This window comes from Calothrix anomala FACHB-343, assembly GCF_014696435.1.
GTDB lineage: Bacteria > Cyanobacteriota > Cyanobacteriia > Cyanobacteriales > Nostocaceae > Aulosira > Aulosira anomala_A.
Window position 1 is genome coordinate 19,576 of the sequence record NZ_JACJQG010000070.1, and the last position, 23,687, is coordinate 43,262.

Consider the following 23,687-nt stretch of genomic DNA (forward strand, 5'->3'; position numbering starts at 1 on the left):
GGAGCATCCCAAATGTGCAAAAACACCCTCACCCTATAAGGGTGGGGCTAGAAATACGAAGCCTGCCTTCGCAGGCTATCAAACTTTTAGCCTGCGAAGGCAGGCTTTGTTGGTATAGCAATACCCTTCTAGGGTATTGCGTCAAAATTGGGATGCTCCCAAAGTTAAAAGTCAAAAGACTTAATATTCTGGACTTTTGCGCCATTGAGAATGGTATGTTTCTTGACGCCGTATTGTACTAGGATATTTTCTCATAATTAAAGAGACGTTACATCATAACGTCCCTTCAAAATTTATTTACTAGGCAATCAGATAATTATGTCTATTTTACGAACTTAAATAAGCTTAAAACTCTCACAAATGACAAATGACAAATGTTAATCGGTATAACGAGAATTGCAAACGTAGTCAGAACGCACCCATCCACGAATATCTCTGTAAGAAATTTTAAACCAGTCAAAACCATCCTGACTTCTTCTACTATTTAATACCCTCACGTTTTTTCCCGAAGGAATTTGTCGGATCTCATCGTGATGTTGTCCTGGGCCACTGCGTAAAGGTAATGTCCCACTAGGATCGTTAGTACATACAGAAGCAGAATAACCTTCTGTATGAGATATCTGACCAACTTCGGGGAATAATTCTCCTGCACTTGCGGGTAATGCTACTGCGAATATTAATGCACTCGCCATGAGTAATTTGCGCATATGCGATCGCTCCATTTCAAGTTAACTACTCTGAAGGTGATAAATGTAGTTAAGTTGGTTTTTATGTAGCCATTAAATAAATTTTAAAGGCTACAATATGGCGGGGATTGAGCAGTGACCAAATTAATAATAATTATTAATTGATACAATTTTTTGCCCAATCCCATTACTTAACTAACTATTAAGGGACTGCACAAATATATTGAGAATCAACCCATCCAGTTTTATTGCCATAGCTAACTTTCACCCAATCCCTACCATTAATTCTTACAGAATCGCTGATAACATAAACACCTTGTCCTCTAGGAATTTGAAGCATTATTCTCTGGTTTTGACCAGGTCTTCTACGTAAATTTAGAGTACCACCAACATCGTTGGTACATACATAAGCAGGATAAGAAGATTGAGCTATTTTAAAAGATTTAGAGTTTACTTCTTGAGCGCCTACAGGTAATGCTGCTGTCAAGATTAAAGCACCGGCCATTAATAGTTTAAACATGGTTGATAATTTCCTTTTGAGTTAACAGTTTTGCAGTGAAAAATTTAGCGAATAGATACGTTAATAAATTGAGGTTTGTAGGTACGAACGTATTCCAAAACCTCTGTCAATTCCTGTCGATTAGTTAAGGCGATGCATCCGGATGTTCCATCTTCACCGTTGTTTTTATCGAAAGATGGATCGTAATGAATGCCTAAAGCGGTACGACCTGTGCGAAATTGTGGTTGTATTGCTAGAAATCTATCGCCAGCTTCAGCAATAGTCCCGCGAACTACTTGTTTAGCAACTGTATATCTTCCATCTGGTAGGGGTGCTTCTGTTCCAGAGCGATCGCGGTCTCTATTTTGAGTATGCGCGCGTCCTGTGACGGTTCTGTATGCACCGACTTGTTGGCCGTTAGCGTAAAGCAGCAAACCATATATCGGGTTTCCCAGCTGATTCACCTCGTTAGTTTTCACTAACTGCATGTAAGTACCGCTTGTTGCAACTGAGTATTGGTTAGGTTTGGGATTACCTTTACTCAAATTCTGTTCATTAGGTTGAGCAGATACATTTGTTAAATTACCTACAGGGGCGGTAAATTTATCTGTTTCATGTTGTTGGGGAATTTTAGCTGTATTAGTACTGCTAATTTTCTCTGTCTTAGCTGATATTAATTTCTCAGCAGTTTGTTCATTATTTGAAGTTCCTGATGTTTTAATTTCTGCATTAGCGCTACAACTAGTAGTGACTACACAAACTAAACTTATTAAAAGTAATCGAAAAAACATTTACCTGTTTAGTGATTTGTTTTTCGACTATAATCGCCATTTTTAGCCTATAACATGAGGAATTACTCGTAACTTTGAATTGATTAGCAGTTGCGTAAAATTTAGTATTTTTAACTTAAAAATATATTTAGATACTCATAACTTCTAATTAAGCAGAACAAATGTTCTGCTTACTGAGCGTGATTATGCGCATGAGGTTGTATTTCAAAACTTCACTAAATCTTCAGTCGGTAAATCATGGATATTGCTTTGAGCAATATCTAATTCAACAACTTTATCCTCAAACTCACTCTGAACCAATTTCTTTATATCTCAGAGTATTTACTGAAAACAAAGTGTATATTTTGTCTGATAACAACCAAAGATAAGATACTGATACATATTGCTATTGCTTCTGTATGTAAAGTTGAAGCAAAAAATACTGTCACAAGAGGCAGGGGAGCAGGGAGCAGGGAGCAAGGGGGAAGGCTTGGAACGAAGCTTGGACTCCGCCCCGGTAAGAGCGCCCTAGAAGGGCGGGGCTTGATACCCGTGTTCCGCTCCGCTCCACGGCTCCAGGGTAGGGGACTGCTCCCCCTGCTCCCTGCCCCTCCGCCTCTTCGCTCAAAGATCTGCATTTACTTTTTGTTACATAATGCAGTTTTTTTTTACACTTTCTGAATCATGATGGTGAATGACTTTGTTTTGATATCTGCACAAACTTAAGGATTTCGTAACATTGGCACTATTTAATACAAAGCTTGTAAATATCACATTTTGTATAAAAACCTGAAAGTACTATTTTTTCTGGTAAAAAATACTTACATTACTACGCTGGGCATTGTGGGAGCCATCTCTCCGTAGAATTAATTATCAGGCATTCCGGAAAGAGGAGTAAAAACTGAGAAAACCTATATCAGGACTTACTCAGTAACCAGCTCATGACCCACCCCATGATCGGTAAAGTACTACAAGCGCGTTACCAAATTGTCCAAAGCCTAGGTGCAGGGGTATTTGGACAGACATACATTGCTGTAGACATAGAATACCCAGAAAATCCCAAGTGCGTTGTTAAACAACTCAAAGTTAACAATATGCACCCCAGTTATTTAGATGACTTAAGGCTGCGTTTTCTCACGGAAACTGAAACCTTGAAGCGTCTGGGAAGACATAGACAAATTCCGGAACTGATCGCCTGTTTTGAAGAAAATGAGCGATTCTACTTAGTGCAAGAATTTATTGAAGGACATCCACTGACAGAAGAATTACCTATTCATAAAAAGTGTGGGAAAATTTGGAGTGAAACAGAAGTCATCGAATTTCTGGAAGATGTCTTGGGAATTCTGGATTTTGTTCATTCTCAGGGGGTAATTCATTGCGATATCAAACCAGAAAATTTGATTAGACGGGCGTTTGATGACAAATTAGTGCTGATTGATTTTGGCTCAATCCAGCCGGTTGATTTTGGTGAAGACACAGAATTACCGATTCATTCGGTTCCTGTAACTTCTTTGGGATATATTCCACCAGAGCAATTTATTGGTCAAACTCAGCCCAACAGTGATATTTATTCCTTGGGAATCATTGCTATCCAAGCTTTAACAGGTTTATCACCATTAGAATTTAAATTAGACCCTTATACTAATGAGATTATTTGGCATTCTCCCCATATAGCTGTGAATGATTATTTAGCAGCTATTCTTAGCCAAATGATCCGCTACGATTATCAAGACCGTTTTCAATCTGCAAGTGAAGTATTACACATACTTCAGGAAATGCTCTGGGAAACCGATGTCCCCAGCATACAAGAAGTAGAGGGGAGCTTACTTGTGGAGCAACCAGCTACAGCGAGTCGGTTACCAGAAAATTATAAATCTCCAAAATCGCCTCCCTTAATCACTGGAATGAAAGTCGGGATAGCGACTAATTCGGTGTTGCTGGGATTGGGGATGTATTCGGTATTTACTAATTCTCCCGCATATTCGGAAAAGGAAACTTTATATCAGGCTACGGAAGAATATCAAGCAGGAGATTTAAAAGAAGCGATCGCTCTGGTGAAATCCATTCCCTCAGATAGTAAAATTTATCCAGAAGCGCAAGCTACAGCAGATGAATGGCAAGAGCAATGGCAAATTGCTGCTAAAAACTATCAATTACTGGAAACTGCTGCTAGTGCGGGTAGATGGTCAGATGTATTGCGAATTGCGGCTAATGTGCCAGATATTTTATATTGGCAATCGAAAACCGATAAACTGGTAGAAGAAGCACGCAACCAAGTAGAAGCGCAAACGCAAGATTTATTAGCCAAAGCTTACGAAAGCGCTAATAAAAAGGACTTTTCTGGCGCTATTGAGTATTTGCGTCAAGTTCCCATTAACAGTTCTGCTGGTGCTATTGTTCAGCAAAAATTGGCGGAGTACGATCAAAAGCAAAAAATTCGCGCTACTTATTTTCTCCAAAAAGCTTATAACAAAGCTTCTTTGGGCGAATTTGACGATGCTATGCAATTTTTGCGCAAGGTTCCCAAAAACACACCTGTTTACGTCCAAGCTCAAATGAAATTAAACGAATATACCCAAAAGCAACGCTTGCGATCGCAATCTAGTAAAGTAGCTTTATCCCGCAGCAATTCTGCACCTAAAAAATCTCGCTCAGATAGCCGTTACTTTTAATACATGAATGAGATCGAAGGTCACAGGAGGGGGCGCTGTCGGCTTTATTTTGCTAGAGTTGACAGTGCCATTCTATGTGTTAATACTTAAGTTTAATGTATAATTCGTATTGTCTAACGCGGTTTTTGATTGGGAAATAAGGGATTGGGAATGGGAATGACGGGAACAACTACAGGTTGTGGTTTGATGGTTTGCTGTTGATTTTCTGCTTGCTTTTTGGCGGTGATGGCTTGTTGATAGTCTGGCTTGTATTTGATAGCTTGATTATAAGATGCGATCGCTTCTTGATAGCGCTGTAAATTGACTAAGGCATTACCCCGACTATACCAGCTTTCGTAATGGTCTGGTTTGTAACGGACTGCGCGATTGTAGGATGCGATCGCGTCTTGATATTTCTGTAAATTGTATTGAGAATTTCCCAAGTTATACCAAACTTGATAATCGTTACGCTTCAAAGTTATTGCTTGATTATAAGCTGCGATCGCTTCTGCATAGCGTTGACTTTGATGTAATGCCCAACCTCGGCTATATACAGCTTGGTAATTATTGGGATTATATTTAATTACTTGACTAAAGGATTCTACCGCTTCGGGATAACGTCTTAAAGTCATTAGCACATTACCCAGAGATAACCAAGCTTGGTAATAATCGGGTTTATATTGTACCGCTTTTTCGTAAGCTCTATATGCATCTTCGTAGCGGTTTAAATTTACCAGAGAATTACCCCGATTATACCAAAATGATTCATTATCTGGTTTTAATTCTATGGCTTTATCGTAGGCTGTAACTGCATCTTCATAACGTTTTAAGTTTTGCAGTGCTAATCCTTTATTATACCAGGCAATGTAATAATCTTTTTTCAATTCAATCGCTTGCTCGTAAGCTTTAATTCCATTCTCATATTGTTTTAAATTACTATAGGCATCACCTTTAGCATTCCAAATTGCGGGAGAGTTATTTTCTAATTGTAGAGCTTTATCAAAAGACGCGATCGCTTCTTGGTAGCGCTGTAATTTTTGCAAAACAAAGCCACGACTCGTCCAAGCTTCTAAGTAATCTGGCTCAAGTTGAATAGCTTTATCGTATGCGGCTAGAGATTCTTGATATTGCTTTAAAGCCGAGAGCGTATTACCTCTTCCATACCAGCCTTCAGCATAATCTGGGCGAATATTCACCGCTTTATCATAAATAGCTAATGCATCTTGATAGCGTTGTAAATCAAATAAAGTATTGCCTTGTTTATATAATTCTGTAGCGTTCTTAGTATGTAAACCATCAATAATAAATAAACCTGCTATACCACCGACACCTAAAATTAATATCCCGGCAAACATCTTGGGAATTATATTTTTTTTATATTGATATGTTGTTAAATTTTTAAATGGCAAAGAGGGAATTAACGCCACTGTTTTAGGAGTGGGTTTTGTTAACTCTTGTAATGCCTGTAAAGCATCCGTAGCTGAACTGTAGCGTTGCCGAAAATCATAACATACCATTTTGTCTAAAATTTGGGCAAACTCCGGCGAAACTTGAGTCTGATTTTGCCAGATAATTTCATTACTATCAGCATCTCTTGCTAATTGTTCTGGAGGTAATCCTGTCAAAGCTTGAATCGCAATTATCCCCAACGCATAGATATCACTGCTAAATTTGGGATTACCTTGTGCTTGTTCTCCAGGAAGATATCCAGGTGTTCCAATCGCCACAGTCGCTTTAGTTTGTCCTTGGGGTGTAATCACTTGGGTAGTAATTTGTTTAACCGCACCAAAGTCAATTAAAACTAAGCGATTATTTGATTTACGTCTGAGTAAATTTCGCGGATTGACATCGCGGTGAATCACCTTTTGTTGATGAACAAATTCTAAGATTTGTAATATCTCTGTTAATAAAGCAATTACCTCATCTTGACTGAAAGTTTTCCCTGGTACTAATTCTTGACTCAGATCGTGCCCTTCGATAAATTCTTGTACTAGATAGAATTCGGCATTCTCCTCAAAATATGCTAAAAGCTGGGGAATAGATGCATGAGTTCCTAATTTATACAGAACTTGCGCCTCTGTATCAAATAAACGTCTCGCAGTCTCTAAAGTTACCGGATCGCTTGCTTGCGGCTTTAGTTTTTTAACGACACATGGCGGCGAACCTGGTAATTGAGTGTCACAAGCTACAAACGTTTCCCCAAATCCACCTCCTCCCAAGTGACTAACAATTTGGTATCTACCAACAAGTGTGTTTCCCAACATCTGGTTTGCCTAGTTTAATGCGATAATATCTGATTCCAATCTTGACACAGGCGAACCGGATTCACAGGGTATAACTTTCAATCGGTTACTGGCTGAGGTATAACAATCCTCAATCATTTATGAAATCTACAACCTCTCACTTTCTTCTCTTATCTTGGCGTACTTGGCGTACTTGGCGGTTCATTAAAAAAAGATTTTCACAACGCTTACGCAGTATTACAGAAGAATAAGCCGCGACGCAAAACACCGTATTTAGAGTAAGATACTTGGGAAGTAAAATTTTTTGATCTTATATGATTCGGCGTCGATTGAATCGCAAAACCAGGTCAAGATTTACCATTTCTTTATTGTTAGCATTGATCGCCTCAATTGCTGTTTTGCAACTTTCAGCAAAACCCACTCCAGCCATAGATAAACAAAGCCATTACGCCATACATATCCGCCAAAATTTTAATCAATCTCGCTTTTATCCTCTTGATAAAATTCCCCAGGCTCAAATTTATAAACCAATTGCTGATTGGGTGGGTAGATTAATTTTACCAACAGAACAACAATTACAAGATGGTCAAGATTGGGTATGGATGGAAGTACAATATGCGCCTGCGAATGCACAAAATTTAGTAGGTAAAATAGTGCGTTTAGAATGGCAAAATAATCCAGATGTCCTCAATTACGTTGAATCTGTCAAACAAGATATAAATTTCAATGCGGAAATCTTAGAAAGCTTAAAAAAAGGTAACATTCATCCTGTACGCTTAAATGGAGTCCGTCAGGTAGGGGTTTTACGTTCTTTAGCTGGTGCGAATCCTGATGATGAGACAATTGTGGCTTTAGATGCGACGACAAATATTGCGACAAGCGGTAAAACAAATATTTTACAAATTGAGCATGAACCGATTATTGTGACTGGTAGGTTTTACGGCTTAGTCAAAATTCTTAATCCGATTAAAAATATCAATAAAAATCTTTTATCTTCCCCAGCAAATCCGCCAAATGATTATTTTTTAGTCCAACATTATAACCCCAGTTCTCAGAAGTTTGATGGCGTGCAAGAAACTATTCGCATTCCCCAACAAATTATCGATACACGAAATTTTGCACCTTCAAGCATCCAAGCAATTGAAAAATCACCGGCAGGTAAAGATGGGTGGTATATTTATGGTGCCCAAGATGCAAAAAATGTATTTACTGTCAGGGCGCTTGTGCCTCGTTCTTTATTGCAAATTCAACCCCGTCAAATTATTAATGACGAGCAATTAGCAATCAATTATATTCAAACTACAAATTGGCGAAATCCTGCAAAAAATAAAGGCGAATTGAATACATTATTGCTAGATCCCCAAAATTCACCCAGTCAATCTATTGTAAAATGGCAGGAAGGCGATAAAGCGATCGCACTTCATCTGTTTGGCGGCATTGGCGGCAATAAAGCAGAATCTCTAGGAGTACCATATACAGTTACCGGACATTTTGCTTTTGGTATCGCTGAAGTTATCCGCGACGAGTTTACGCAAGAATTACGGTTTGATCCTCAATATTATCAAATCTATACCCATAACCCCGATGGCATTATTGCTGCTAAACATACATGGGCTGATTATATGGGTAATTTACAACGCGGTTGGTTAGCAACTCGCCCAGTATCGGATATTCTCATCAAATTTCCTCCTGTCACCCAAGATTACAATTTTGACGAGATGAAAATTTCCCCTTTAGAAGAATTCCAGCGACAATTACAAGTCACAATGGCGCGTTATCGGGTTGGCGATGGTACTGGTGGGGCAATGGTATCACCTGCTACTTCATGTATCCAAGACTCCAGCCAAGCGCTATTTGCAGCTATCCTCGCAATTAAAAATCAAGTCGCTGCAAACGATAAAATTCAAACTTGGTTAAAAGCCAACGCCAACCACCCAGAAGCATTACGCTTTCAGCAGCTAATGAAATTAGGCGAATCACTAGATAAACAATTAGCACCCTTGGGTATAGTTCGCGCTGATTGGCAAAGCCAAGCTGGTATACTAACGGGGACAGGAAGAGACAAAACCCAAAAAGTATTTCAAGATCGTAGTATTTGGGCTGGTTTGACAACATGGCGAACTATCATGCCAAGACAAGCCCATGATGACTTTGCCACGATATTCTTAACACATGGGGCGATGATGCAAGTATTACGCACCAATCAAGTAGGCGGTTGGCAAGCGGATATTATACCAATTGCGCCAACAATATTGTTAGGACAAATTCAGCTTCCCTTTACCGATATTGCACCACTGTCACTGCTGTTCAATCGGTTTTTAGGTTCATTAGCAATTCCCACAATTCAAGATTGGTTAGTAATTGTTGTCATGTTACTAATTTATAGCTTGATTGCCTTACCTTATGGACATAAATCTCAATTTTTAAATATACAAGTTTGGGCGGCAAATTGGCGACATAAAAGTTTGTTAAGCTTGCGCTGCTTATTTGCACCCGCATTGCTGGAAGAACTGATTTTTCGGGTATTTTTATTGCCTCATCCTAGCGAACATAGCAATTTTCTCACCTGGAGTTTATCAGCAATAGTCAGTTTATTACTATTTATTTTCTATCATCCATTAAATGCTAAAACCTTTTTTAAAGCTGGCAATCCCACCTTTATGCAGCGTGATTTTTTAGCTTTAGCTACATTGTTAGGGATTATCTGCACTGTTGCCTATAGGCTAACAGGTTCTTTATGGGTGATAGTTTGTATTCACTGGGTTGTAGTCGTAGCTTGGTTAATTATGTTTGGTGGTATTGCCAAATTAGATCCTCAGCAAAAAATTTTGCCATCTAAGATGTAATTATGCTGTTAATTATGCTGTAATATTAAGTGGTGCTATGGTGATGTGTTGAGCGATCGCCTTCACTAGCACTCAGTTATGACTATTCTGTTTCAGAAAATAATTCTTTAATTTAAGAGTGGAGCTAAGCGGATTCGAACCGCTGACCCCTTCAATGCCATTGAAGTGCTCTACCAACTGAGCTATAACCCCTTGAGAAGCCTTATCTATTATGCCTAAACAGATGAGGTTTGTCAACAATAAATCGCTTGCGGCTACCAAATAAACAAGTACTCAGCAGTTAAATTAAGAAACTTGTAGCAGGTAGCTCATACAGTGACCCATGAGAAAGTAAACTACTAACATAGCAGCAGCCGCTAGGGCGACTAATGTACCAGCTAACATTAGCGAGAATTCCTTGTGCTCAAAGGCTTTCTCCATCAGGTGTAGTGACCAAGCCACTAGTGCTACATCAAATAATAAAATAGGAATCAACATATTTGTTAATATTTATTCATACTAGTTAATTCATATTAACACTGTTTTGGGGAAGCGTCTCTGACCTGGGATAGATGTGAGTATAAGGATAATTCATGGTTCAGTTAAGCATTCTTACTGGAATAGAGCGATCGCGCAAATAATTTTTGATTTGTTCTACACTCAATTGCCCGTAATGTAACAGCGATGCTAATAATGCTGCTTCAGCCTTCCCCTGGGTGAGTGCAGCATAGATATGTTCGCAATTTCCAGCACCACCAGAAGCAATGACAGGAATTTGCACAGCATTAGCGATAGATTTTGTCAATTCCAGGTCATAACCGGCTTGAGTCCCATCAGCATCCATACTTGTGACTAATAATTCTCCGGCTCCCCGTTTTTCAACTTCTTTCGCCCAAAGTAAGGCGTCTTTACCTGTATTTTCCCTTCCACCGCGCACGTACACATCCCAGCCTGGGTTTTGTGGGTCATTTCTGCGTCTAGCATCAATAGCAACTACTATGCATTGATTACCAAAGCGATCGCTTGCCCGATTAATGAGGTCTGGGTCGCGTACTGCCGCAGAATTAATACTAACCTTGTCTGCCCCAGCTCGTAACAAACCTTTAACATTTTCTAAGGTTTGAATCCCTCCCCCCACAGTCAGGGGAATAAAGACCTGTTCAGCCGTGCGGTAAACTACATCAATAATTGTGTCTCGGTCTTCATGAGTCGCCGTAATATCCAGAAACACTAACTCATCAGCACCGGCATCATTGTAAACCTTAGCCAGTTCTACCGGATCGCCCGCATCTTTGAGGTCAACAAAGTTAACTCCTTTAACAACCCGTCCCGCCTTCACATCTAAGCAAGGTAAGATTCTTTTAGATAACATAAAATTTTTTTAACTCCTGGGTAATTGTCCGGAATTTAAATTTTAAATGGGCGTGCGTCTTCTGTTGCGAAAATCTTTGGATGCCTTGTTTATGCCTAGTTTTGTGTCCCAAATCTCCCTCACATAGTCCTTAAGTTAAAGTTGATAGCTGAATTATGGCGATTATCTCCTCGAAAAAACAGCCTCAAGAACCCAATGGACAACCAAAAAAGCAGCCGCAGGAATCTGTGAAAGCTTCTTCTCATCAAGAACTTTTGCAAGCCGAAGCTGCTGTGGATGAACAAGGTAAGCAGGAAGAAAGTATTCGGCCACAGCGATTTGCCGATTACATTGGTCAAAAAGACTTAAAAGATGTGCTAGATATTGCCATCAAAGCTGCTAAGTCACGAAATGAAGTGCTGGATCATTTGCTACTATACGGGCCGCCGGGATTGGGTAAAACCACAATGGCAATGATTTTAGCATCAGAAATGGGGGTAAACTACAAAATTACAAGTGCGCCTGCACTAGAACGTCCACGGGATATTGTAGGGCTACTAGTGAACTTAAAACCAGGGGATATTCTGTTTGTCGATGAAATTCATCGGCTTTCGCGGATGACAGAAGAAATTCTTTATCCAGCAATGGAAGATTATCGCTTAGATATTACCGTCGGTAAAGGTTCCAGCGCCCGCATCCGCAGTTTACCCCTGTCAAAATTTACCCTAGTGGGAGCTACAACTCGCGTTGGTGCTTTAACTTCACCATTACGCGATCGCTTTGGCTTAGTCCAAAAACTCCGATTTTATGAAGTTGATGAACTCAGCAAAATTGTACTCCGGACTGCCCAATTACTCCAGACCCCAATTACAGAAGATGGAGCTACAGAAATTGCTAGGCGATCGCGCGGTACGCCACGGATAGCAAATCGACTACTAAAGCGAGTCCGGGATTATGCGGAAGTAAAAAAAGCTGGTGAAATTAACCAAAGTATTGCTGGTGAAGCATTACAGCTATTCCAGGTAGACCCATGCGGTTTAGATTGGACAGATCGCAAAATGTTGAGTGTGATAATTGAACAATTTAATGGCGGGCCAGTCGGCTTAGAAACCATCGCCGCCGCCACAGGGGAAGATACTCAAACAATTGAAGAAGTCTACGAACCATATTTAATGCAAATTGGCTATCTTAGCCGCACCCCCCGTGGGAGAACAGCCACAACCGCAGCATACAAACATTTAGGTTTTAAGCCACCTAACGAACAGATGTCTTTGCTGTAATGATTTTAGATAGGAAATGGGTATGGGGCATTGGGCATTGGCTAAAAGTCAAAAGTCAAAAGTCAAAAGTCAAAAGTCAAATAGAATTCTTAATTTTGAATTTTGAATTGTTTGTCCTCCTTGTCCCCACATCCCATGCCCCATGCCCTATGCCCTATGCCCATTACAGATAGACACAAATCGACAAATTAGATGATTCAGTTAATTAGTATTTTTCTCAGTCTGTTGGTTGTGTTTGGCTGGGCAACACCAGTCATGGCACAATCTCCACAACCCACATTTACGCAAGAGCAATTAGAACAGGGAAATGAATGGGCAAATCAGGCTTTTGCAGCCACAAATAAAGGTGATTTTGCCACGGCGGAAGGTTTCTGGACACAGATAATTGAGCAATTTCCCACTAATGCAGGTGCATGGAGTAATCGCGGAAATTCTCGCGTGAGTCAGAATAAATTAGAAGCTGCGCTGACAGATTACAACAAAGCGATAGAATTAGCCCCAAATGTCACCGATCCTTATTTAAATCGTGGTACAGCATTGGAAGGTTTGGGTAAATGGTCAGAGGCGATCGCGGATTATAATCATGTCCTAGAATTAGATCCGAACGATGCGATGGCATATAACAATCGTGGTAATGCTCAAGCTGGGTTGGGTAATTGGGAAGATGCGATCGCAGATTATAAAAAATCCGTAGAAATTGCCCCAAATTTTGCCTTTGCTCGCGCAAACTACGCCTTAGCTTTGTATGAGACTGGAAAAATAGACACAGCTATTCGCGAAATGCGCAATATTGTTCGTAAATATCCGAAATTTGCCGATATGCGTGCAGCTTTAACTGCTGCTTACTGGGTAAACGGAAATCCAGGCGAAGCTGAAAGCAATTGGGTAGCCGCTTATGGGCTAGATAACCGCTACAAAGACATTGATTGGGTGCAAAATACCCGTCGTTGGCCTCCTAGCATGGTAGCTGCTTTAGATAAGTTTTTGAAACTTCAGTAGAATATTGATTCGGGAGCATCCCAATTTTGACGCAATACCCTAGAAGGGTATTGCTATACCAACAAAGCCTGCCTTGGCAGGCTAAAAGTTTGATAGCCTGCGAAGGCAGGCTTCGTATTTCTAGCCCCACCCTTATAGGGTGAGGGCGTTTTTGCACATTTGGGATGCTCCCTATTGATTCGGGAGCATCCCAATTTTGACGCAATACCCTAGAAGGGTATTGCTATACCAACAAAGCCTGCCTTGGCAGGCTAAAAGTTTGATAGCCTGCGAAGGCAGGCTTCGTATTTCTAGCCCCACCCTTATAGGGTGAGAGCGTTTTTGCACATTTGGGATGCTCCCTATTGATTCTGCATTCACCAAGCACTTTCTTGATTAACTACGAACTCATCAATTTTATTGGTGAGTTCTTTTAATTAGGTAGGAAATTTTTAAGAAATATTGCTAAATTATTGCAATAAATAAATAGCGATCAAGTTTAGTAAATACATGGTGCGGATAGAAAATAAGGTGCTACATTAAGAGCAAGGTACAGAAAGGTTAAAAGTTCATCAAAACCTTTGATATTAGAGCCTGTGCCTCCTGCTCTAATTTCCTCGCATTTCCCCACTCAGTTGTCGCATCCGTTTAAGTGTTTTCGCCTTAAGCTCATTGATAGATAATTGTCGTGGAGGTGATATAACGTATAGCCAGAAATACCTGCCTAGTCGGATCGTGGATGCGCAAGCAGTTCTGGTTTGAGAGATGGGGTTGCGAAAGTTGTCCGTAGTTCACATTAGTTTAGTTATTTCCTCTGAATTTTAAAATTTCTCGAACGATTGCGTTCTCAAGGAACCGCCCAAGCTACCGATATTCTCCCATCGTAGCTAGAGGCGGTTTCAACTGTTTTGGTCAATGGTCAATGGTCAATGGTCAATAGTCAATAGTCCAAAGTCAAAACTACGAAGCAGAGAATAAATCAATAATTACCAGTGACAACTGACAACTGACAACTGACAACTAACTATTGACCAACTAAAGTAATTACCGTGACTTCTGGGGGACAAAATAAGCGTCCTGGGCGATAAGTTCCTAAACCTCGGTTGACGTATAGCTGATTATTTCCTACTTGGTGAAAACCTTGCGCCCATTCCCAATATCGCACCACTTTCGAGAAATCTCCTAAAAATAAAGACACCCAAGACCGCAATTTTTTGGGTAGTTTTTTCAACAGCTTTTTATAGTGAAACACTAAAGGGCCAATACCTGGTAATGCAATATGTCCTCCGTGGGTATGACCAGATAGCTGTAAATCTACTCGCCATTGTTCCAATATTTTAGCAGTATCTGGGTTATGAGATAAAACGATGCGCGGTGTAGCGGAGTCTATTTGATCCATGACTGGCGCAGGTTGAAATTCTCTTGACCAATAATCAGCTAATCCAATTAAGGGTAATTCTTCACCTAATGGATAGGCAATCTGATTCCATAAAACATTCACGCCAATGCTAGTAAAAGCATCTGTAATTTCTGATTTTGATTGGTTGTAACGGATATCATGATTACCAAGTATGGCATAAATACCATAACGACTTTCTAAATATTTGAGTCGTTGCGCCAATCTGTAAATTGGGGAGGGATCGTCAGTAACATAGTCACCGGTTAAGACAACTAAATCGGGTTCAGCTTCATTACTACGCGCGATCGCTTCTGCTAACATAGATTCCGATAGCCGCATTCCATCATAATGAAAATCAGACAATTGCACAATCTTTGTTCCTACTAAAGATGCAGGTAGATCAGCAATCTTAACCGTGATTTCATCTACCCTTAAATGTCCTGTAAATAACCAATGCATAGTCCAATATAAACTCCCAATAGCAGCGCTTACAGCTTACCAAAAAATAAAATCTATCTTAATTTATTGCTATCAATTACAGCACTTTTTATTTAGCGAGAAAATATGTAATACGTAAAATAATCAATTTAATTACTAATTTATTTGTAATTTTGTTACTAAATTACTCTCGTTGTAAGGTGATGACTGTCACTTCTGGCGGGCAAAATAAACGCCCAGGTAGATAAGTTCCTAACCCGCGATTGATGTATAATTGATTTTTTCCTACTTTATGGAAACCTTGTCCCCATTCCCAACGATGTACTACAAATTTATCGCCACGAAAATAGGGAATTCGACGCCGCAATTTTTTAGGAATTTTTCGCACTATTTTTTTGTAATATTGTAATGCAGGCCCGAATCCGGGAATGACAATTTGTCCCCCATGAGTATGACCGGATAATTGTAAATCTACTCGCCATGTTTGCAATAATTCGGCTGTATCTGGGTTGTGAGATAAAACAATCCGGGGAGTATGATTTTCTAGGTGATTCATCACTGCTACAGGGTTAAATTCCCTTGAGTAAAAATCTGCTAAACCCACCAAAGGTAATACACTCCCAAATGGATAGGCGATTTCATTCCAGAGAACTTTAATCCCAATGTTATTTAACGCCTCTGTAATTTCTCCTCTTGATTGTTGGTAACATAGATCGTGATTACCCAATATGGCATAAATACCAGCGCGACTTTGAAGATTTTTCAGATGTAAAGCTAATTTATGAATCGGTTTTGGATTAGCATTGACATAGTCACCAGTCAATAAAACTAAATCTGGTTCAGCTTGGTTACTAACTGCGATCGCTCTTTTTAACATCGCTGTCGATAAGCACCAACCATCATAATGGAAATCTGACATTTGCACCAGCTTCTTACCTTGTAAGGAAGCAGGTAAATCTGCAATCTTCACCGTCAATTTCTCGATACTCAACGGCCCAGATAGTAACCAGTGCATAAAGCGCAATAATTCTAAATATTAGCGCTTATAGCTTAACTAAAAATTATGCGATCGCCTGTGCTAATGATACAACTTCTTCAAAACTTCATGAAGTTTGTAACTGATTTACGCATTTATACTTAAATAATACAAATTTGTTTGCTGAAGACTTTTGTCAAGCAGAAGTAAATTCCCTCAACCCTTCTTGGTTGATTTGGAATAAAATAATACTAGAAGTGTGGTTTTAATACAGAGTTAGCGACATTATTTTTATATTTAAAAAATAAATTACTTAAATATTACTCATTATCAAATCTATTTAATTAAACCACTCTGCAAATTTGAAAAAATTTCAAAAGCTTTTATTTATGCAATCATCTTTAGAGCCAGCATATATCCAAGACTTTATTCATTTTGAGCAGCACGTAGCAAAACTGATCCATAGGGCGGGTTGGACAGTTGAAACTGCTAAAACAAACCAGCGTGGTTATGATTTAGTTCTTAAAAAAGACAATTTAGTAGGTGCCGTTCAGGTGAAGTGGCTAAAAAATAATGTGACAGCACCTCAGCTTTTAGCTTTTGCTAATTTTTTAGATTCAGAGGAAGGTAAAAAATTTAATTTTGGTTTGTTTGTAACTACAAAAGGTTTTGGTGGCCCAGCACAGGCATTAATTAGAAGCTGGGGTAAAAATAGTAAAATCCGTTGTGTAATTGCTCAAGAAAATAAGTTAATTAGTTTTGATACTGGTATTGGAATTGATGACGAAGATAATTCAGGATACCCCAAGCCAAATCTTCCAAAAAAAGTCTATTTTGGAGTATTTACTTGTAAAGGAGGAGTAGGTAAAACAACTGTAGCAGCACACTTAGCAGGAGCATTAGCCCTGCAAGGATTTAATATTGCTCTGGTAGATTTAGATCCAGAAAAAAATTTACAAAAGTTAGTCGGTGATGGCATTTTTGTTCCTAATACTACAGGTATTGGTACAACCATCCAAGTATTTGATGAAGGTGATTGGCATGAAGATTCTGCCCGTGATTGTCAAATAGTTATCTGTGATTGTTCACCTGCATTAGAGCGTAATCCAGAAGAGCTAGTTAAGCGATTAGATTATTGCATTATCCCAACAACTTTAAATCCGCTAGGTATTAACAAGCATGGTAAAGTTATTCAAGATACTGTTAAAGAAATACGCGAATTGAATCAAAATGCTCATTTGTTTGTCCTAGTCAACAACTTTAAAGATCCAGGAGTAAGGCGATTAAAACTTCTAAAAAATGTTTATTTTGATGCTTATAAGGAAATTAGTAAAACAGATGATAAGTTTCATTGTATAGACCCGGAAGAAGTTTGTATCAGAGCTAGTGACTTACTTTATTACTGGGGTATACATATTATCGAAAACCCAACAAATCCTGCCAGTAGATTAGCATTTGATCTAATAGGTGGAAGATGTTATCCCCGTGAAGACTTTATCAGTTTAGCTGATTACATTGAAACGAAAGCTGGTATTGGATTTTTGCGGAATCACTAAGAGACTTTTCTTGTCATTAAAAATATATTTAGAAGATTGCAAAATTAACTAATTTGAATTTTTTTCATAATCACAACAGATCCAGCTACTACGAAAAAAGCTAGCTCAGAAAGTAAAAATGCTCCTAACGCTCCAATTAATCCTTGTTTAACGAAAAGCGATACTAAAGCCGTAGCACCAGCAGCACCACCAAAAAATAAACCAGTAGCTAAACCTGCTTGATGTGGTGGTAACTTTCCTAAGCAAAAGGGAATCATGCTGACTAAAATTAAGCTAACACTGATACCAAAAGCAAAAATATAACCGACGATAAATGTATCGATATCGTTTAATAGTGCTAAACCCATTAAGCCTGTGAGGCTACCTAAGCCGAGTAACAACGCTTTATTAGCGCCTATTTGTGCGGTCCATTCGCCAAAAATTACAGCAGCCATTGCCGATACAATCAGGATACTAGAGGTAATAAATTCTAATCTTACCGCCGGGAATTGACGTTGTAATTCTTGGGGAAATACGGACATTAACAAATTTATTTCTAACCCTGTACCTAAACCAACGACAAACAGTAAAATTAATAATAAATTGTGAGTTTTGCTGGGAATCTCTTCATTAGCAGAATCAGGCTTCCAGGTATGCGTAGGAATTAGCGATCGCAAAATATATGCAGCCATCATTAAAGCGATCGCAGCTAATAAAAAAGTGATTGACGCACCCAAATTATTTAACAGAATTCTTAATATTGGCTCCAGTGAAGCCACAAAGCCAAAGACGAAGACTAAAACCGCATTAGCCTGGGGTAATTCGCTCATCGGCGCAAACTGGATTAATAATGCGATCGCCGGGCTGCGAAATATAATCATCGCTAATAGCCACGCAGTCATTAATACTGGTACTAACCAACGGATTATTCCGTGTAAATTTTGTTCCACTAATAGGGAAATAATCGCCAAAATTAACCCAGCTAAGGTTACGCCAACACTAATCATCGGTAGGCGATTACCTATTAATTGTTGTAAGCGATCGGAGAATTTACCTATTATTGGTTCGGTAACAATAGCTAATAAACCTTGGATAATTGCTAACCAACCAACTAATTCACCAAATTCTAGCCGATGTAAAATTTTTGGCTGATAGAAACTATACACTATCCAACTGAAGATAATAGCCGCCAATAACGCCGCTAATCCCCAAACCTGTTGCCATAAAATCTCTGTCCGAGCATCAAAAGTTTTCACCACGATCGTGCCTCACTTTCTTGTACCAGTGGTGTGATTCCGGGACAAGTCTGATAGGAAAACCGCATTATAAATTGCCTAATGCTGATGTCGCAACCCACCTATTAATTGATACTTACATTTGGCTTGGGAAAAATATGCACTTAATCAGTCAATAATTATTTATTATTAGCAATAAATTCATAATTTACCCATCACAAAAGCAAGTTTATTTTGCTGGTAACAAGTATTATTTTGCACATTCAAGCCCAATGCTAATAATTTATCCATGCAGCAAGCAACATGATAATTGGTAATTACCAAGCAACAGATATTTTTTATTCTATTAATTTTGTTTGTAAGGGAATTAGGGGTTGATACCCATCAAAAAATAAAATTCTGCCAAAGTTATTAGTTATTGGTCACGAGTTATTTGTCAACTGTCGTTAGTTGTAGATTTTGTGAGATTTTAATGTGTAAAACAACTATTTCGGCTAAATCTAGCCTGACAACTGTGAAGCATATTGTCTAGGGAAATGGGCGATTTTAACCGATATTGTTGACTGATGACTGTTGACTGATGACTGTCAACCGTCAACCGTCAACCGTCAACGAGTTTAACGAATGCGATTGTTACCTATAAGTAAATTAGCGATCGCCTGACTAATAGGTTGACCTGTAAACTGTTGGTAGTAAGTAAATCCCGGTGAAGGATTTACTTCAAAACAGTACCATTCACCCGTTGGTGTCCGGCGTAAATCGATACCGCAAAGAGGTAAATTTATGGCTTTTGCCAATATTCTACATTGCTGTTCTACTTCTTGTGGTAGATAACAAGCACGAATTTCTGTAGATTCATCATCCTCTGCTGCATAGCGGTAATCATCAGCTTGAGAAACTATCTCGCTGGCGAAAACTTCAGTTCCCACAACATGAACGCGGTAATCTCTCCCCGGTATGTACTGTTGAAACTGAGTCGGACACCAAGCTACATCATCAAGTCGTTCTAAATGTTCAACTCCCAAACGGGAGACTTTGCTGCGAATACCGCTAATTGATTTATAAATTACATTACCGTGAAGTTGCCAAAAAGCCCGTACAGCTTCAGGATCTGTAGTTACAAGCGTGTCCGGAACTTTGAACCCTAACGAGCGAATTTGCTGTAATTGGTAAGGTTTAGAACCATTAGCCGCCATGAATGAAGGGCGATTGATAACAAAAGCAGGTGTAATTTCTGACCAACCCATCAAAGTATCATCAACCGCGATCGCATGTTGCCAAGCTGGACTATTTGCCCCTGATGCGGTAATTTGCGGCAAACGGCGGGAGTCGTAAGGGCGTAAGTAAGCTGCGGTAATTTCGCTTAAGTCGATTTTTTGATACCAAGTACGAATTTGTCCTTGAATCGGTCGCTGTAAATCGCCTACACAAAGTTCAATTTCTGTATCTAAAATATCTCGTTGGTCGAGGATGACTGTAGGTACACCTAAATGATTGAGTTCTGAGTAGACTGCTGCTAAAGGAGATTCTTCGGAAATTCCCCACAATAAAATCAACATTTGCGATCGCCTCCACTCAGATATTCAAATATGGCATCGCTGACATCTGGTACAGAAATATCAGTCCACAAATCAGCGCCCACAAACTCTGCTGAGGCTTCGCGACTGCTAAAAGAAACCGTCAACAAATCAACTTGCGCCGCATCAGCCAACCGCCTCGCATAAACTTTTAGCTGGTTATCAACATCACCTAAACAGCGATCGCCTACTACAATCACCTTAACTCCAGCTGGTTCGCTTACCTGGGAATTAACATGAGATAACAGCGAACTTTGTCGCCGGACTGGACGTACCGGAATACCCAGTTGAGCAGCTGCATAAGCCCATTGTTCCAATCGCCAAGCCGGCCCCAATAAATATGTTGGTGTTGGTCGGTTCAAGACTGGACAATTGAGGCTAGACAGCCAAGCAATCAAAAAGGCATTCATTTCCCCTGCCACATATACCCGGTCTTCCGGGACAATGTGTAAAAGTTCCTGTGGTAAAATTGCCGGTAGGCGAGAGAGAACACCAGTAATTTGATCGAGAGAGAGCGATCGCTCACCTACCACGGCTTGAGAATCTGCCGGAGAATTTAAGTATTGTCGCCATCCCACCACGGACAAATCTTCAGGTGTCAGAAGGCTTACACCATCAGCCGCCCAATTAGCAACCAGCGCCTCGGCGGCTTTGTCATGGCGACTGGCGACAATAACTAACACCCTGTTTTAATTCCTTGGTTGATTAACTACTTGTTGACCAACAGTGGGACGTTCTTGAGCTTGGATAAAAGACTTACCATTTTGGGTATTACCCATTTGCTGTTCTATTTGATCCAAACGTTGAGCCATCAAACCAATTAATCGTTGTAAATCATTTCCCGCATTTACAGGAATTGGATTTGCCAATTGATCGATTTCTGGAAGTTTTTCAACTTGAACTTTCTCGAAGTCTTTCTCTTTTTGAATTTTCTCAAACTCCTTGACTTCTATCTTTAACTCCTTGCTCATTTTGGCTACAGGGCCTGAAAGGGTAAACAGGCTACCACCAGTAGATGTGGGTATAGAATAAGCCAATTGATCCAAGTCAAGATTGCGAGAGGATAGATTTTGAGGTAAGAATGTACCTCTATGTTCTGGTGTCAATAGCAAGTTAACAGGAGTAGCTGCAGAAGGAGAATTGACAAGAATTTCCACATATCCGCGAATCTCTAATTTTGCAGCTTTGACAATCTCTATTTTGCTAACATCAGGCAGCAAAGTAAGCAAAGCTGTATCATTAGCTCGAATACCCAAACTAAAAGTAAATCTGCTAGGATCGCCAGGAACAGGGGTGAGATCGCTAAAGTCATTAGTTCCTTGAACATCAGTGATTGTCACTGTATCCGCGATATTTAACGCTGGTGTAGTCGCAGTAAATTGCAACGTCAGTTTGACATCAGAATTACTAGTATTGGCAATAGTCAAAAAGTAACCTTGAACAACGGTACGCGCAACAGCTTCGGTACCAGGAGCAGTAACAGGGGTAATTGGTTTGACTAGTAGTTCAAAAGTAGAAACTAAAGTAGGTTTTTGTCTAATGATGCCGATTGATATGTCTGTCATATATTTGTTTACAGAGCAACTACATATCAAACTTAACTTTCTAGATTGGGTGATGGGTATTACCCCTTAGGGTACCTTTTTCTGGCAAATAAAACCCTTCTGCACGATCAATCCTTGTTGACACACCCTACGAATTCTTCTCCCAAGGGGAGAAGCTGCGCGTTGGCGGTTCAATAAATTAAGCTTTTTGGCAATTTTTGCGTAAGTTCTATTTATATCAATATGGTTCAGTTAAGGATAATTGTAGGTTGGGTTGAACGAAGTGAAACCCAAAAAACCCCTGGAAATGTTGGGTTTCGTTCCTCAACCCAACCTACGCAGCTTAAGGTTTTTGCCGCTAACTGAACTGTTTTGCTATTTAAATTGGTGTAATGCGATCGCCTTTTGTATTAGTCGCAAAAAAATCAGGGACATAGTATAACTATGTCCCCAAAAAATACTAGCAAAGAGAAAGATAAATTGTCCTAGCTCTTAACTAAAGGTAAAACTTGATATTCTACATTTGGTGTAGTTCCTAAATATTTCAGCCATCGGAAGTTAGAAGCCAGCGCTCCCCAAAATGTGGGATATACATTATACTTAACCCCATACTCTTCACATAACTCTGCCAAAATAGGAGCAATTTTCGGATAGTGAATATGACAGATTTGGGGAAATAAATGATGAACAACTTGATAATTTAATCCGCCCAAATACCAATTCAGAAAATAATTCTTGGGTGCAAAATCTACAGTTGTTCTAATTTGAAAAATCGCCCATTCATCATCAATTTCTTCTGGTTGTCCATTTGGTTGGATAAACTCTGCTGTATCCATTACGTGAGCCAGCATAAAGACGATACAAATCCAAAAGCCATAGGTCATGTAAGTGATGATAAATCCTAATAATGCTTGTATTGGGCTGTATCCAACAGCAATGGGTATTCCTAAAAACAGTGCTAACCAAATAATTTTACCGCCAAACAGAATCAGCATATCTAGCGGTTTAGGTGTAGGAACTACATGGGAATGATATTTACGCTTAAACAGAATGATATGTATATCAGCAAAAGACCAGTAAATAGGAATGATTGTATAGATAGATAAAATAAATATATGTTGAAATCTGTGATACCATTTATGCTCCATATAAGGAGTCATCCGCACTAAGCCATCACCATGTATTTCCACATCATGACCTAAAATATTGGTGTAAGTATGATGTAAAAAATTATGTCGATATCGCCATAAATAACTAGATAATCCAATTACGTCATATATCGAACCTATCAGAGTATTCACCCATTTTTTACTCGAATAGCCACCATGATTAGCATCATGTCCAATACTAAATCCTACAGCAGCAATACCCAAACCTAAAACCATACAGCCAATTATTTTTAGCCAGATTTGCGGCGGGCCGAACAGAGTAAATGTCCAAGCAGAAATCACCCATATTGCGATAGTGAATGTTTTAAAATACATTGCAGGATTATCTCTGGGAGCAATGTTATTAGACTTAAAATAAGCATCTACTCGCTTATTGAGTTCTTTTCTAAAACCAAGGTTTTTAGTAAAAGTGACTCTTGTTTCTGGTGTCGTTGTCATAGAATTTGCTCGCGTAAATTTCATGTCGAAACATAAAAAGCGTAGGGAGATATGCAGTATCAATAAACTTCAAATCTCCTAACCTACGCTTAG

The 23,687-nt window shown here is 39.4% G+C and carries 18 protein-coding genes and 1 tRNA gene; 5 read left to right on the forward strand and 14 right to left on the reverse strand.

Annotated elements, in window-relative coordinates:
• Positions 1 to 377: 377 nt before the first annotated feature.
• The 3 genes from H6G08_RS29575 to H6G08_RS29585 all read right to left on the reverse strand — a co-directional run bounded on the left by H6G08_RS29575 (position 378) and on the right by H6G08_RS29585 (position 1,976).
• Positions 378 to 707, reverse strand: coding sequence for an SH3 domain-containing protein (locus tag H6G08_RS29575; protein WP_190549623.1), 330 nt, complete (start codon positions 705 to 707; stop codon positions 378 to 380).
• 181 nt (positions 708 to 888) lie between these two features.
• Entirely contained in the window at positions 889 to 1,206 is a 318-nt protein-coding gene (locus tag H6G08_RS29580) for an SH3 domain-containing protein (RefSeq protein ID WP_190549625.1), read from the reverse strand.
• A gap of 44 nt (positions 1,207 to 1,250) precedes the next feature.
• The gene (locus H6G08_RS29585) at positions 1,251 to 1,976 is read right to left on the reverse strand and encodes a L,D-transpeptidase (RefSeq protein ID WP_190549626.1); all 726 of its coding nucleotides are present in this window, start codon (positions 1,974 to 1,976) and stop codon (positions 1,251 to 1,253) included.
• A 920-nt stretch (positions 1,977 to 2,896) separates the two neighbouring features.
• Here H6G08_RS29585 and H6G08_RS29590 point away from each other — a divergent pair.
• Positions 2,897 to 4,627, forward strand: coding sequence for a serine/threonine-protein kinase (locus tag H6G08_RS29590; RefSeq protein WP_190549628.1), 1,731 nt, complete (start codon positions 2,897 to 2,899; stop codon positions 4,625 to 4,627).
• A 113-nt stretch (positions 4,628 to 4,740) separates the two neighbouring features.
• On the opposite strand, the gene H6G08_RS29595 is transcribed toward H6G08_RS29590, so the two are convergent.
• Positions 4,741 to 6,870 carry a serine/threonine-protein kinase gene (locus tag H6G08_RS29595; protein WP_190549630.1) on the reverse strand — a complete coding sequence of 710 codons (2,130 nt, stop codon included), beginning with the start codon at positions 6,868 to 6,870 and terminating at the stop codon, positions 4,741 to 4,743.
• 293 nt (positions 6,871 to 7,163) lie between these two features.
• Between H6G08_RS29595 and H6G08_RS29600 the strand changes: the two genes are divergently transcribed.
• Positions 7,164 to 9,695, forward strand: a complete 2,532-nt coding sequence (locus H6G08_RS29600) for a CPBP family glutamic-type intramembrane protease (protein ID WP_190549632.1) — start codon at positions 7,164 to 7,166, stop codon at positions 9,693 to 9,695.
• A gap of 119 nt (positions 9,696 to 9,814) precedes the next feature.
• Here the strand turns inward: H6G08_RS29600 and H6G08_RS29605 are convergent.
• The 3 genes from H6G08_RS29605 to hisF all read right to left on the reverse strand — a co-directional run bounded on the left by H6G08_RS29605 (position 9,815) and on the right by hisF (position 11,046).
• A tRNA-Ala gene (locus H6G08_RS29605) sits at positions 9,815 to 9,887 on the reverse strand.
• A 93-nt stretch (positions 9,888 to 9,980) separates the two neighbouring features.
• On the reverse strand, positions 9,981 to 10,172 hold the full coding sequence (locus tag H6G08_RS29610) for a hypothetical protein (RefSeq protein WP_015128896.1): 192 nt from the start codon (positions 10,170 to 10,172) through the stop codon (positions 9,981 to 9,983).
• 100 nt (positions 10,173 to 10,272) lie between these two features.
• Complete coding sequence (hisF, locus tag H6G08_RS29615; RefSeq protein ID WP_096643680.1) at positions 10,273 to 11,046, reverse strand: imidazole glycerol phosphate synthase subunit HisF; 774 nt, start codon at positions 11,044 to 11,046, stop codon at positions 10,273 to 10,275.
• A 155-nt stretch (positions 11,047 to 11,201) separates the two neighbouring features.
• On the opposite strand from hisF, the gene ruvB reads away from it, so the two are divergent.
• Both ruvB and H6G08_RS29625 read left to right on the forward strand, forming a co-directional pair.
• Positions 11,202 to 12,305, forward strand: coding sequence for a Holliday junction branch migration DNA helicase RuvB (gene ruvB, locus H6G08_RS29620; RefSeq protein ID WP_190549634.1), 1,104 nt, complete (start codon positions 11,202 to 11,204; stop codon positions 12,303 to 12,305).
• 192 nt (positions 12,306 to 12,497) lie between these two features.
• Positions 12,498 to 13,304 (forward strand): tetratricopeptide repeat protein, encoded by an 807-nt coding sequence (locus H6G08_RS29625; protein WP_190549636.1) that lies wholly within the window; start codon positions 12,498 to 12,500, stop codon positions 13,302 to 13,304.
• 1,003 nt (positions 13,305 to 14,307) lie between these two features.
• On the opposite strand, the gene H6G08_RS29630 is transcribed toward H6G08_RS29625, so the two are convergent.
• Both H6G08_RS29630 and H6G08_RS29635 read right to left on the reverse strand, forming a co-directional pair.
• Positions 14,308 to 15,141, reverse strand: a complete 834-nt coding sequence (locus H6G08_RS29630) for a metallophosphoesterase (protein WP_190549638.1) — start codon at positions 15,139 to 15,141, stop codon at positions 14,308 to 14,310.
• Between the two features lie 163 nt (positions 15,142 to 15,304).
• Positions 15,305 to 16,135 carry a metallophosphoesterase gene (locus tag H6G08_RS29635; protein WP_190549640.1) on the reverse strand — a complete coding sequence of 277 codons (831 nt, stop codon included), beginning with the start codon at positions 16,133 to 16,135 and terminating at the stop codon, positions 15,305 to 15,307.
• 350 nt (positions 16,136 to 16,485) lie between these two features.
• Here H6G08_RS29635 and H6G08_RS29640 point away from each other — a divergent pair, with 350 nt between their 5' ends.
• Positions 16,486 to 17,652, forward strand: coding sequence for a nucleotide-binding protein (locus H6G08_RS29640; protein WP_190549642.1), 1,167 nt, complete (start codon positions 16,486 to 16,488; stop codon positions 17,650 to 17,652).
• Positions 17,653 to 17,696: 44 nt separating this feature from the next.
• On the opposite strand, the gene H6G08_RS29645 is transcribed toward H6G08_RS29640, so the two are convergent.
• The 5 genes from H6G08_RS29645 to H6G08_RS29665 all read right to left on the reverse strand — a co-directional run bounded on the left by H6G08_RS29645 (position 17,697) and on the right by H6G08_RS29665 (position 23,594).
• Positions 17,697 to 18,890, reverse strand: coding sequence for an MFS transporter (locus H6G08_RS29645; RefSeq protein WP_190549644.1), 1,194 nt, complete (start codon positions 18,888 to 18,890; stop codon positions 17,697 to 17,699).
• Between the two features lie 593 nt (positions 18,891 to 19,483).
• The gene (locus H6G08_RS29650; protein ID WP_190549646.1) at positions 19,484 to 20,425 is read right to left on the reverse strand and encodes an ATP-grasp domain-containing protein; all 942 of its coding nucleotides are present in this window, start codon (positions 20,423 to 20,425) and stop codon (positions 19,484 to 19,486) included.
• On the reverse strand, positions 20,419 to 21,126 hold the full coding sequence (locus tag H6G08_RS29655) for a hypothetical protein (RefSeq protein ID WP_190549648.1): 708 nt from the start codon (positions 21,124 to 21,126) through the stop codon (positions 20,419 to 20,421). Before H6G08_RS29655 ends, H6G08_RS29650 begins: the two co-directional genes overlap by 7 nt.
• Positions 21,127 to 21,132: 6 nt before the next feature.
• Entirely contained in the window at positions 21,133 to 22,008 is an 876-nt protein-coding gene (locus H6G08_RS29660) for a hypothetical protein (RefSeq protein ID WP_190549650.1), read from the reverse strand.
• Between the two features lie 464 nt (positions 22,009 to 22,472).
• The gene (locus tag H6G08_RS29665; protein WP_190549652.1) at positions 22,473 to 23,594 is read right to left on the reverse strand and encodes a fatty acid desaturase family protein; all 1,122 of its coding nucleotides are present in this window, start codon (positions 23,592 to 23,594) and stop codon (positions 22,473 to 22,475) included.
• Between the last annotated feature and the right edge of the window lie 93 nt (positions 23,595 to 23,687).